General features: G+C 60.8%; 11 protein-coding genes. 5 read left to right on the top strand and 6 right to left on the bottom strand.

Going from position 1 to position 12,777, the window contains the following annotated elements:
• The first annotated feature begins 489 nt into the window (after positions 1 to 489).
• The 5 genes from ACTHND_RS16695 (at position 490) to ACTHND_RS16715 (ending at position 6,625) form a co-directional block, all read left to right on the top strand.
• On the top strand, positions 490 to 2,595 hold the full coding sequence (locus tag ACTHND_RS16695) for a glycoside hydrolase family 97 protein (RefSeq protein WP_440179099.1): 2,106 nt from the start codon (positions 490 to 492) through the stop codon (positions 2,593 to 2,595).
• Between the two features lies 1 nt (position 2,596).
• Entirely contained in the window at positions 2,597 to 4,354 is a 1,758-nt protein-coding gene (locus ACTHND_RS16700) for an alpha/beta hydrolase (protein ID WP_440179100.1), read from the top strand.
• Positions 4,355 to 4,467: 113 nt separating this feature from the next.
• Positions 4,468 to 5,700, top strand: coding sequence for a divergent polysaccharide deacetylase family protein (locus tag ACTHND_RS16705; RefSeq protein ID WP_440179101.1), 1,233 nt, complete (start codon positions 4,468 to 4,470; stop codon positions 5,698 to 5,700).
• Positions 5,697 to 6,182, top strand: a complete 486-nt coding sequence (locus ACTHND_RS16710) for an RNA pyrophosphohydrolase (RefSeq protein ID WP_440179102.1) — start codon at positions 5,697 to 5,699, stop codon at positions 6,180 to 6,182. The genes ACTHND_RS16705 and ACTHND_RS16710 overlap by 4 nt, the downstream gene beginning before the upstream one ends.
• Positions 6,183 to 6,262: 80 nt before the next feature.
• Positions 6,263 to 6,625 (top strand): DUF1428 domain-containing protein, encoded by a 363-nt coding sequence (locus tag ACTHND_RS16715; protein WP_440179103.1) that lies wholly within the window; start codon positions 6,263 to 6,265, stop codon positions 6,623 to 6,625.
• Here the strand turns inward: ACTHND_RS16715 and ACTHND_RS16720 are convergent, their stop codons facing one another.
• The 6 genes from ACTHND_RS16720 to atpH form a co-directional block, all read right to left on the bottom strand.
• Positions 6,626 to 7,840, bottom strand: coding sequence for a hypothetical protein (locus tag ACTHND_RS16720; protein ID WP_440179104.1), 1,215 nt, complete (start codon positions 7,838 to 7,840; stop codon positions 6,626 to 6,628).
• A gap of 120 nt (positions 7,841 to 7,960) precedes the next feature.
• Entirely contained in the window at positions 7,961 to 8,236 is a 276-nt protein-coding gene (locus tag ACTHND_RS16725) for an ATP synthase F1 subunit epsilon (RefSeq protein WP_440179105.1), read from the bottom strand.
• A 2-nt stretch (positions 8,237 to 8,238) separates the two neighbouring features.
• Positions 8,239 to 9,687 (bottom strand): F0F1 ATP synthase subunit beta, encoded by a 1,449-nt coding sequence (atpD, locus tag ACTHND_RS16730; protein WP_440179106.1) that lies wholly within the window; start codon positions 9,685 to 9,687, stop codon positions 8,239 to 8,241.
• A gap of 10 nt (positions 9,688 to 9,697) precedes the next feature.
• On the bottom strand, positions 9,698 to 10,573 hold the full coding sequence (locus ACTHND_RS16735; RefSeq protein WP_440179107.1) for a F0F1 ATP synthase subunit gamma: 876 nt from the start codon (positions 10,571 to 10,573) through the stop codon (positions 9,698 to 9,700).
• Between the two features lie 24 nt (positions 10,574 to 10,597).
• A complete protein-coding gene (atpA, locus tag ACTHND_RS16740; RefSeq protein WP_440179108.1) occupies positions 10,598 to 12,130 on the bottom strand; it encodes a F0F1 ATP synthase subunit alpha in 1,533 nt (510 codons plus the stop codon).
• 18 nt (positions 12,131 to 12,148) lie between these two features.
• Positions 12,149 to 12,718, bottom strand: coding sequence for an ATP synthase F1 subunit delta (gene atpH / locus ACTHND_RS16745; protein WP_440179109.1), 570 nt, complete (start codon positions 12,716 to 12,718; stop codon positions 12,149 to 12,151).
• Positions 12,719 to 12,777: the final 59 nt, after the last annotated feature.

The following is a 12,777-nucleotide window of genomic DNA, read 5'->3' on the forward strand; positions in this document are numbered from 1 at the left end:
CCGCGCACGTTTGCGCGTAGTCCGTCCGGCTTAAGGACAAAAAAAGCTCTTTGGCCTTTTGGCCAAAGAGCAGTTTATGTTGAGAAGATACCACTTACAAAGCAAGACCCTGTAATTGGCGTATTCCGGCCGCGTCACAACAGCCGAAATAGGAGCGCCGGTTTTCGGCCCAGGCGCCAGCGACGCTTACGGCAGATGACCGGAAACCAATGTGTAAACGTTTGCATGGCCGCAGTGCAATAGAAAAAGCGCAACAGGCGAAATTTTGCGTCAGTTTTGAAAGTCAGACGGTCACAGGCAAGGTTTACCGAAGTTGCTGTCAGCCTATGCGTGCTTTTTAAGGTGCGCAATCCTGAATACGTATTCAGTTATTTTCGAGGCCCCTGAATACGTATGCATGTCTTTTACCCGCAGATAAGGTCTTTTGCGCGCCGGCCATTTGGCATAAGCCTGGGATAGAAAACGATTACAGGAACAAGGAAACTCTCCATGCATACCGGGCCGAGCCTGCTGGCGCTTGCTTTTTCACTCCTGGCGGTAACAGTCGCCAGTCCTGCCCTGGCGCAAGACGCAACACCGGCCGCCGATGTCTCGCAATCTTCACAGGCGGCGCCGAAATACCAGACCGTCGCCAGCGCGGATTCGCCCGACAAGGTGTTGCACGTCGATGTCATGCTGAGCGGTGACGGCAACCTGTCCTACCAGGTGTCGCGCAACGGTCAGGTCATCGTCAATCCGTCGCGGCTCGGCCTGATCCTGGCCAATGCGCCGAAGTTCGACCGCTATTTCGCGCTCGACAAGACCGAGACGACCTCGCACGACGACACCTGGGAGCAGCCGTGGGGCGAGCGCCGCTATGTGCGCAACCACTATAACGAACTGCGGGTCGATGTGGTGCAGAAGACCTGGGATAATCGCAAGATGACCGTGGTTTTCCGCATCTATGATGACGGCCTGGGCTTCCGCTATGAGTTCCCCGACCAGCCGCAACTCCACAAGCTGGAGATCATGGATGAACTGACCGAGTTCGCCATCGCCGATCCGGCCACCGCCTGGTGGGATGTCGCCGGCGAATGGAACCGCGAGGAATATCTCTACAACAAGACGCCGCTGGATGAGGTCAGCGAAGCCCAGACGCCCATGACCATCAAGACGGACAAGGGGCTCTATATCTCGTTCCACGAAGCGGCCCTGGTCGATTACGCGGCCTATTGGCTGCGCCGGGTCGATGGCCAGCGCCTGAAGACCCGCCTGGCGCCTTCGGCCATGGGCGCGCCAGTCGTGCGTGATGCCCCCTTCCCGACACCGTGGCGGACCATGGAGATCACCGACAGCGCCGCCGGGCTTTATAATAGCTCCGACCTGATCCTGAACCTGAACGAGCCCAACAAGCTGGGTGATGTCTCCTGGGTCAAGCCGTATAAATATGTCGGCATCTGGTGGGGGATGCACCTCAACAAGTGGACCTGGGAAGCCGGTCCGCGCCACGGCGCCACCACCAAAAACACCGAGGACTATATCGACTTCGCGGCGAAGAATGGTTTCCGCGGCGTGCTGGTCGAGGGCTGGAACAAGGGCTGGGAAGACTGGTTCGGCAAGGGCTGGAACTTCTCCTTCACCGAAAGCTACCCGGATTTCGATCTCCCCGCGATCTCCGCCTACGGCCTGAAGAAGGGCGTACACCTGGTCGGCCACAACGAGACCTCCGGCAATGTCGCCAACTATGAGCCGCAGATGGCGGCCGGCTTCGCGCAATACGAAAAATACGGCGTCGATTCGGTCAAGACCGGCTATGTCGCCGATGCCGGCGGCGCGCGCGTCAAGGCGGCCGATGGCGAAATACGCTATACCTTCAACGACAGCCAGGAAATGGTCCGCCACTACCTGCTGAACGTGACGACCGCGGCCAAATACCATATCGCCATCGATACCCACGAGCCGATCAAGGATACCGGCCTGCGCCGCACCTATCCGAACTGGGTGTCGCGCGAAGGCCAGCGCGGCATGGAATATAACGCCTGGGGTGATCCGCAGAATCCGCCGGAGCACGAGGCCAATCTGGTCTTCACCCGTATGCTTTCCGGCCCGATGGATTTCACACCGGGCATCCTGTCGCTGCAGGGCCAGGGCAAGCCGATCCCCTCGACCCAGGCCAAACAACTGGCGCTCTATGTCGTGCTCTATTCGCCCATCCAGATGGCAGCCGACCTGCCGGAAAACTATGCCAAATACCCGAAGCCCTTCCAGTTCATCAAGGATGTGCCGGTGGACTGGGATCAGTCGATCGCGCTCAATGGCGAACCGGGTGATTTCGCCACCATCGTGCGCAAGGACCGCCATTCGGATAACTGGTATCTCGGTAGTGTGACCGATGAAAACGAACGCAGTCTCGATGTGCCGCTGACCTTCCTCGAACCCGGCCGTACCTATACGGCGCAGATCTACCGCGATGGGCCCAAGGCCGGCATGACCGGTGATGCGCGCTTCGATATCGTCATTGAGGAAAAGACGGTGACGGCTGGCGATACGCTCACCCTGCGAATGGCGCCGGGCGGCGGCGAGGCCATTCGCTTCGTGGCTCAGAAGAAGAAGTAAGATGTGGCGCGGGATACTGATCGGCCTGGCCGTTCTCTTCGCCCTTCCCTCATGGGCGGACGGGCGGCTGGATCGCTATCCCGCCTTCGCCTCAAAATTCGTCGCCCCGCGCCAGGTCACGGTCTGGCTGCCGGAAGGTTATGATCCGGTCAAGCCCCTGCCCGTGCTCTATATGCAGGACGGCCAGAATGTCTTCGAGGCCAGCCGGGCCTATGGCGGCCACACCTGGGGCATTATTGAAATGCTCAGCACACGGATCAAATCCGGCGACCTGCCGCCGGTGATCGTGGTGGCCATCGATAATGGCAGGAATTTGCGTGGCCGCGAATACCTGCCACAGAAAATCTACGACCATATGCCGCCGAAAGCGCGTACCCGTCTGGCGAAAAACTGGGGCGGTCCGCCGCTTTCCGATCAGTACCTGCACTTTCTCGTCACCGAACTGAAGCCCTTTATCGACAAGACCTATGCCACGCAAAACGACGCGGCCCATACCTTTATCATGGGGTCATCCATGGGCGGACTGATCTCGTTTTACGCGCAAGCCGAATATCCGCAGGTCTTCGGCGGTTCGGCCTCGCTTTCCATGCACTGGGTGCTCGACAATCCGTGGATCAGCACACCGGACGATGCCACAAATGCGCCGCTGGTGATCAAGGCGTTCGATGACTATCTCGCCATATCGCCCCTGAATCCCACAACCAGCCATGTCTATATGGACCAGGGCACGGAAACACTCGACACCCATTACCGGCCCTACAGCCTGGGGGTAGCGGCGGCGATGAAGGCCCGCGGCTGGCAGGACGGCCCGCATTTTTCCTCGCAGATATTTCCCGGCGCCGACCACAGCGAAACCGCCTGGGCGAAGCGTCTGGAGATCCCGCTGAATTTCCTTTTGAAGCAGAAGGTCGTCGCCAGCGGCACATTGATCACCCTGCCGCAGGTGACTTCGGCCTATGTCATCCCGCGCGATATCCATGTCTGGCTGCCGGATGATTACGACCCGGCGAAAACCTACAAGACCCTCTATATGATGGACGGCCAGAACCTGTTTTTACCCAGTGAGTACAGTGGCGCGGACTGGGGCGTGGCCGAGGTGCTGCCGAAACTGACCAGTGAAGGCAAGGTGCCGCCGGCGATCATTGTCGGCATCGACAACATCCCAGACCGGACGCGCGAATACATGCCGCAAAAGGTCTATGACCATATGCCGGCGGCGTATCAGGCCCGCATCCGCGCCTTCGAGGATGGAAAGGTGCCGAACGCTGACAATTTCCTGAAATTCGTCGTCACCGAACTAAAGCCGATGATCGACACAACCTATAATGCCGCGGCCGGTCCGGAAAATACCGCGATCATGGGCTCTTCGATGGGGGCGCATATCGCCCTTTATGCGCAAGGTGAATATCCGGAGGTTTTCGGCGCCTCGGCCTCCCTCTCAATGCCGTGGCTGATGGCCGACCCGGCCAAAGACGCCGCCGCGATCGAAGCCGACGCCGCAACCGTCGCCGCCGGCTGGCAGGCCTGGCTGAAGACAACGAAACTGGTTCCTGGCCGCAACCGCATCTACAGCGATCAGGGCACGGTGGGGCTCGATGGACTGTTCACGCCCTATGAGGAAAAGGCCGTGGCGGCTTTCCGCGCCAATGGCTGGAGCGGGACCGATTTCCACGCCCCCGTTTATGAAGGGGCCGAGCACAGCGAAAAGGATTGGCGCCGGCGCGTGGATATACCGCTTGTCTTCCTGCTGAACCGTTGAAAAGACAGCATCGTTTCGCGTAAATTCAGTTTCTGTTAGGGTTTGTTAACCGTGATCCGTCACACTCCGAACTATCGTATGCCAGTTCAGACGGACCCCGTTCGCCAAGCCCCATGTTTGCCAAGCCAAAGCCCTCGTCAGACCTGCCCGGCCGCCCGCGCTTCGATCCACCGCGCGGCGCGCGTCCGCGGTTAAGCGAACTGCCGAAGATCTGGGCCGGACGGATCGTCGAGACCTTCAAAAAGCCCTATGTTGCGCCGGTTTCGGCACTGGCTGTCTTCGCCATTGCTGCCTTCGCCTTCCTGAACCTGGCGGGTGACCCCGATGCGGCTTCGCCCTCGGTCCGCATCAACCTCGCCAAGGACAAGGCCCCGGCCGCCAGCGCGCACGCTGCCACAGGCGACAGCCAGGCCGGTATGCAGTCCTTCACGCTCGACAGCCTGGGCCTCTTCGGTGATGCCAGCGCCGATACCTTCACCGATCCAGATGCGCCGCCGGTCCAGGGCACGGCTGTGATCACCCTGCCGGGAGATGACGGCAACGGCGCCATGCCCGCCCCGAAATTCACCGTCTCTCCTCTGCCCCCGGCGCCGATCGGCGGACTGACCCAGACGACGGACAGCGGTCCGCTGCCGATCATCGCGCCCAATGGCCAGACCCCGGCCTCGGCCTATGCCCGTCCGTTCAAAGGCGATGGCCGGCCGATGGTGGCGCTCGTCGTCGGTGGGCTGGGCCTCAATCCGGCCACCACGAAGCAAGCCATCGAGCAACTGCCGCCTCAGGTCACCCTGTCCTTCGTGCCTTATGTTTCCGGGCTCCAGGGCTGGATCGATCAGGCGCGCGCCGCGGGCCATGAGGTCATGATCGAAGTGCCGATGCAACCGACCAACTATCCGGACAATGACCCTGGCCCGCAGACCCTGCTGGCCAATGCCCGTACAGATGATCTGATCGGCCACCTGAACTGGGCGCTGTCGCGCGCCACGGGCTATTTCGCCGTCTCCAATTATCAGGGTGGCGCCTTCTTCAAGGACAAGGCCGGCACCACGGTCTTTCTGCAAAACCTCAAGAACCGCGGCGTCAGCTTCATCGATGACGGGCAGGCGCGCGGCCTGGCTGGCGCCTGGGGTCGAGCCTCGGCCGACCGCATCATCGACAACCAGATCAATTCGACCGCCATTTTTGCCCAGTTGGGCGGGCTGGAAGCCACCGCCAAAAGCCGCGGTTCCGCGCTTGGCACCGGCTTCGCCTACCCGGTAACCCTGGCCGTGGTGCTCAAATGGACGCAAGGCCTGGACGCGAAGGGTATACAGCTCGCACCCGCCTCGGCAATGACCCACCAATGACCACTCTCGATAAAGGCCCGGAAGGGTATCGCCCCAATGTCGGGCTTGTCGTTTTCAATGCCGCCGGAAAGGTGTGGATCGGGCATCGCTTCGGCGTGAGCGGCGACCACGCCTGGCAATTCCCGCAGGGCGGGGTGGATGAGGGCGAGGAGCTGGAAGCCGCTTCTTTGCGCGAACTCTATGAGGAAACCGGCATTCGCTCCGTAGAGCTGATCGGCCGCACAAAGGACTGGATCGTCTATGATTTTCCGCCCGAAGTGCTGGCCAACAAGCGGATCGGTAAGAATTTCAAAGGCCAGAAGCAGATCTGGTTCGCTTATCGCTTCACCGGCCAGGACTCTGAAGTCAACCTGACGACCCACGGCGAGCAGGAGTTTTCGCGCTGGGAATGGTGTGATCTCGACGCCGTCATCGACCGTGTGGTCCATTTCAAGCGCGACAGCTACCGCAAGGTCATCGCCGAACTGCGCACCCTGGTCTGACATCACACCATCGTGTTGTCGCTGCTGCCTCTTCCTGACAAATGCGGGGTGATAGGATGGGCTCACAAGAGGAGCGCATCATGAGTGAAACCCCCTATATCGACGGCTTTGTCATACCCGTCCGCAAGGCCGATAAAGACGCCTATCTGGCCATGGCGAAGAAGGCCGCCGCGGTTTGGCGCGACCACGGCGCGCTGGAAGTGATCGAATGCTGGGGCGATGACGTGCCCGATGGCAAGGTCACCTCATTCCCGATGGCCGTGAAGCTGCAACCGGATGAAGTGGTCGTCTTCTCATGGGTCACCTGGCCTTCCAAAGCAGCCCGCGATGCCGGCAACGAAAAGGTCATGGCCGATCCGCGCATGAGTCCGGAAAAAATGGAGATGGTCTTCGACGGCAAGCGCCTGATCTTCGGCGGCTTTACGCTGCTTAACCGAGGCTGATCAGCGCGCAATCTCAATAATCACCGGATAATCAGGCACATCGACCGTCAGTGCGGATTCACCGCTGAACTGATAGATGGCATCTGATTGCTGCATGGGATCGTACAGCGCCCTGGCGTGGGCGCCGGACGGCAGGGTCAGCCTTACCGGCACCGGCGCATTCTGGATAGATTTTCCATGCTGGCGGTCCCAGAAAGCAATCTCATTCCACAGCAGTATCTGAGTTTCGCCCGACGCCTTCTGGATCGTCAGCATACGGAGCGTTTCTGGCTCACCCTGTAGCTGCATATCCAGCGGTTGAGGCGTAAAGGTCAGGGCCGCCGGATCCGGATCGCCGATGATCCGCAGCAGATTGCGCAGGGCCTTCGCCGCCGGCTTTGGTTTAATAGCGGTTGTGAACAGGCCAAAGTGCATCTCATTGGATTTGCTTTTGGGATCCGGTTTTTCGTCAAGCAATTCATAAAGATAGATGCGCGAAGCCCCATTTTGCACGGCGTCGAGGATACCGTTCAGCAATCCCTTCGCCTGCCCCGCTTCATCGACGCCGATCACCTGCCAGCCGCTCTGCGGATTGGTGGCGTAGCCGAATTCGGTAATGGCCCACGGCTTGCCATCCGCCCAATGACCATCCTGATCCATCCACTTGCCCGGTTGATGGCCGTTCTGCGCATAGACGTGCGTATTGTGGTAATCGCCCCGGTCTCCGAGCGCCTCCGGGACATCGTTACCCGTCAGGTCAAGGATGGGAATATGGCTTAAGGTCGGGTGTGCCCTCAGCAACCTGACGGTGTCTGATTGCGCCGTAAGGGCGGCTTCGAGGCTTGTCTTGCCCATATAGGTCACCGGCTCGTTATGAACCTCGTTGAACCCCTCGATAAGCTCTATCGCCCCCGGTCGGGCCGCTTCCAGCTTTTCAAGTCCTCCGATCGTATTGGGCGGATCATAGTCCCCGCCCCGAAGCATCAGGTTGAAACGCACATTGGCCTTGTTCAGCCAGATATATTCGGCCAGCGGCAGCGGACGGTCAGGACGGGCGCGCGGCGCGCTGTCGCGGATATGGCGGATATCGAGATAATCCAGCGCACTGATCACATCTTCCATGCGCCTGTAGGCGCCATCCTTATAGAGGATATGGGTGTTGATGCCAACGGACTGCCGCACGACCTCCGCCCGCAGAGGCACACAGGTTTCAGCCATGGCCATGCTGGCGGACATGACAGCCGCCCCGCACAGTGCCCCTATGATGATGTCCCGCCATTTGCCCATGCCCCACCATAACAAAAAAGCCCGCCGAGTAAACTCAGCGGGCTTCTTATCTCTCACCACTCAACTCAATCAGTGAATATTCTCACCATATTCGTTGGCGTGTTCGGCCAGGATGGTCATGCCGTCCTCGTTGACGTCGGCAAAGCCGCCGCGCACCTGGAAGACGCGCTTTGTCACGCCGTCGAGAATGGTGACATCCCCTTCGGCCAGCGTGGTCATGAAGGGCGCGTGGTGCGCCAGGACGCCGAATTCACCTTCGACACCCGGCGCCACGACCTGATCGACCTCGCCCGCGAACAGTTCGCGTTCGGGCGTCACCAGCGAAACATGCAGCTTGTCGCTCATGATTACTTACCTTCGCCGGCCAGCTTTTCAGCCTTGGCGATGGCTTCCTCGATGGTGCCGACCATGTAGAAGGCGGCTTCCGGCAGGTGATCGTAGTCACCGTTGCAGATGCCCTTGAAGCCCTTGATGGTGTCTTCGATCGACATCAGCACGCCCGGCGTACCGGTGAAGATTTCGGCGACGTGGAAGGGCTGCGACATGAAGCGCTGGATCTTGCGGGCGCGGGCGACGGTCGCCTTGTCTTCTTCCGACAGTTCGTCCATGCCGAGGATGGCGATGATGTCCTTCAGCGCCTTGTACTGCTGGAGGATTTCCTGAACGCGCGTGGCGGTTTCGTAGTGTTCCTGGCCAACGACGCGCGGATCGAGAATACGCGAGGTCGAGTCGAGCGGATCGACGGCCGGATAGATGCCCTGTTCGGCGATCGAGCGCGACAGAACGGTCGTGGCATCCAGGTGGGCGAACGAAGCGGCCGGGGCCGGGTCGGTCAGGTCGTCGGCGGGAACGTAAACCGCCTGAACAGACGTGATCGAGCCTTTGTTGGTCGAGGTGATGCGTTCCTGCAGACGGCCCATTTCGGTGGCCAGGGTCGGCTGATAACCAACGGCCGACGGAATACGGCCCAGCAGGGCGGACACTTCGGAACCGGCCTGGGTGAAGCGGAAGATGTTGTCGACGAAGAACAGCACGTCCTTGCCTTCGACGTCGCGGAAATATTCGGCCTGGGCCAGGCCGGTCAGGGCGACGCGGGCGCGGGCGCCGGGAGGTTCGTTCATCTGACCGTAGACCAGGGTGCAGCGCGAAGTGCCGCCACCGCCATGCTCGTTCACCTTCGACTCGATCATTTCGTGATAGAGGTCGTTGCCTTCGCGGGTACGCTCGCCGACGCCGGCGAACACCGAGTAGCCGCCGTAAGCCTTGGCGATGTTGTTGATCAGTTCCTGGATGGTGACGGTCTTGCCGACGCCGGCGCCGCCGAACAGGCCGATCTTGCCGCCCTTGGCGTACGGGCAGATCAGGTCGATGACCTTGATGCCGGTGACGAGCAGCTCCGCTGCGGTCGCCTGGTCGGCGAAGGCCGGGGCATCAGCGTGGATCGGGTTGAAGAACTTGGTCTCGATCGGACCGGCTTCGTCGATCGGCTCGCCGATGACGTTCATGATGCGGCCGAGCGTGGCGGGGCCGACCGGAACGGTGATCGGGGTGCCGAGGTCGGTAACGTCCTGGCCGCGGACCAGACCTTCGGTGGCGTCCATGGCGATGGTGCGGACGGTGTTTTCACCGAGGTGCTGGGCGACTTCCAGAACCAGACGCGCGCCGGTGGCGGTGTTGGTCGTTTCCAGGGCGTTCAGGATGGCGGGCATACCGCCGTCGAAGGCGACGTCAACAACGGCGCCGATGATCTGGGTGACACGGCCTTTGGCGGCAGTAATCTTTTGGGGTGCGGACATGGGTCTGTTCCTACAGGGCTTCGGCGCCGGCGATGATCTCGATCAGTTCGGTCGTGATCTGGGCCTGGCGTTTACGGTTATATTTCAGGGTCATGGCGTTGATCATTTCGCCGGCATTGCGCGTGGCGTTATCCATGGCGCTCATCTGCGAGGCGTAGAAGCCGGCATTATTCTCCAGCAGGCTGGCCAGAAGCTGCACCGACAGGTTACGCGGCAGGAGCGTTTCGAGAAGCTCTTCCTCGGACGGCTCGTATTCGTAAACCGCGCCATGTGTATCTTCCACGGCGGAGAGATCGACATCGGCCGGGATCAGGCGCTTGGCGGAAGGCACCTGGGCGATGACCGACTGGAAGCGCGAATAGAAGAGGGTCACGACATCGGCGCGGCCTTCGGAAAATTCACGGGCGATCAGATCGGCGATCGGGGCCACCACATCGATGGTCAGCACCTTGGTGCCCGACAGATCGAAGCTTTCGACGATCTTGTCACCGAACTGGCGCTTCAACTGGTCACGGCCCTTGCGGCCGATCGTGATGAGGCGGACCTTGTTGCCGGCGGCGGTTTGCTGGGAGATGAATTCGCGGGCGGCGCGGACGATGTTCGAGTTGAACCCGCCGGCCAGGCCACGGTCAGCGGTCGCCACGACGACCAGTTGATGGGTCGTCGAACCGTTGCCGACCAGCATCTGCGGGGCAGAATCGCCCGTAATGCCCTTGGCCAGATTGGCGATGACCGCAGCCATGCGCTTGGCGTAGGGACGGGCATTTTCAGCCGAATCCTGCGCGCGCTTGAGCTTGGCGGCCGCCACCATCTGCATCGCTTTCGTGATCTTCTGCGTCGCCTTGACGCTTCCGATCTGCGTGCGCATGTCCTTTAAGCTTGCCATTTTTTGTGACTAACTCTCTGGATCTTAAGCGAAGTTGGAAGTGAAGTCGGCGACAACCGTCTTCAGTTGCTCTTCGAGTTCCGGCGACAGGGCCTTCTTGTCGCGGATCGCGTTCAGCAGGTCGGCATGACGGGTGCGCAGGCTCGAAAGCAGGTCCTTTTCGTAACGGCCGACATCAGAGACGGCAACGTTATCGAGGTAACCCCGCGTACCGGCATAGATCACGGCGACTTGTTCTTCGACCTTCAGCGGCGAATATTGCGGCTGCTTCAGCAGTTCCGTCAGACGGGCGCCACGGGCCAGCAGGCGCTGGGTCGCGGCGTCAAGGTCGGAGCCGAACTTGGCGAAGGCGGCCATTTCACGATACTGGGCCAGGTCGCCCTTGATGGCGCCGGCAACCTGCTTCATCGCCTTGATCTGGGCCGACGAACCGACGCGCGACACCGACAGACCGACGTTCACGGCCGGACGGATGCCCTGGTAGAACAGGTCGGTTTCGAGGAAGATCTGGCCGTCGGTGATCGAGATCACGTTGGTCGGGATATAGGCCGAGACGTCATTGGCCTGCGTTTCGATAACCGGCAGGGCGGTCATGGAGCCGGCGCCGTTTTCTTCATTGAGCTTGGCGGCGCGTTCGAGCAGGCGGGAGTGCAGGTAGAAGACGTCGCCCGGATAGGCTTCGCGGCCGGGCGGGCGGCGCAGCAGCAGGGACATCTGGCGGTAGGCGACGGCCTGCTTCGACAGATCGTCATAGATGATCAGCGAGTGCATACCGTTGTCGCGGAAATATTCGCCCATGGCGCAACCGGCGAACGGGGCCAGGTATTGCAGCGGGGCCGGCTCCGAAGCCGAGGCGACGACGACAGTCGTGTATTCCAGGGCGCCGTTTTCTTCCAGGGCCTTGACGATCTGGGCGACGGTCGAGCGCTTCTGGCCGATGGCGACGTAGATGCAGTACAGCTTGGCCGACTCGTCGGTGCCGGCATTGACGGCCTTCTGGTTCAGGATGGCGTCGATGGCGACGGCGGTCTTGCCGGTCTGACGGTCACCGATGATCAGTTCGCGCTGGCCGCGACCGACCGGGATCAGGGTGTCGATAGCCTTGATGCCCGTCTGGACAGGCTCGTGGACCGACTTGCGCGGGATGATGCCCGGTGCCTTCAGGTCGGTACGGCGGCGCTCGGTGGCGACGATCGGGCCCTTGCCGTCGATCGGTTCACCCAGCGGGTTGACGACGCGACCCAGCAGGCCCTTGCCGACCGGCACGTCGACGATTTCGCCGAGGCGGCGGCACTCGTCGCCTTCAGCGATTTCACGGTCTTCGCCGAAGATAACGACGCCGACATTGTCCTTTTCCAGGTTCAGGGCCATGCCCTTGACGCCGGCCTTGGGGAACACGACCATTTCACCGGCCTGCACCTTGTCGAGGCCGTAGACGCGGGCGATACCATCGCCGACGCTGAGTACGGAACCTACGTCGGAGACGTCGGCTTCTTCACCGAAACCGGCGATTTGGGCTTTGAGGATGGCCGAGATTTCGGCTGCGCGAATGTCCATTTTTCGTCTCTTGGGGTCTTACGCTCTTTTAAGGGCGAATTTAAGGGAATCGAGTTTTGTCTTGAGGGAGGCGTCGAAGAGACGCGAGCCTACGCGGACCTTGAGCCCGCCCAGGAGCGCCGGATCAACACGGGTGCTGATTTCGGCAGATTGCCCCAGCGTCTTGGCCAGGGTCTTTTTGAGGTCTTCCAACTGCGCATCCGACAGAGGCACAGCCGAGGTCACTTCCGCGCTGACAATGCCCTTTTCGGCATCGTACAGCTTGTTGAAAGCGGTGATGAAGGGAAACAGGTGATCCATGCGGCCATTGGCGGCCAGGACGCCCAAAGCCTTTTGCGTCAGGGCATTGAGCTTGAGGCTTTTGGCGACGGCCAGCAGGCCGTTCAGCTTGACGTCCGACTTGTAGACCTGGCTGGCGACGAAAATACGCAGTTCGGCGCTGGAGAGCAGGAGCGTCTTCAGGTTCGCCAGATCGCCATGCACCTTGTCGAGAACCTTGCCATCCTGGGCGAGGTCAAAGGCGGCACGGGCATAGCGCTCGCCGGCTTCCGTTTCTCGGTATTGATCGTTTCCAATAGATTCAGGCACGCCGCATTCCCAAAGTGTGTCCAACAGAAAAGGTCCGCGAAGCCAAGGAAAACAAGGCT

Origin of the sequence: Asticcacaulis sp., from assembly GCF_051954415.1 — a bacterium.
Lineage (GTDB): Bacteria > Pseudomonadota > Alphaproteobacteria > Caulobacterales > Caulobacteraceae > Asticcacaulis.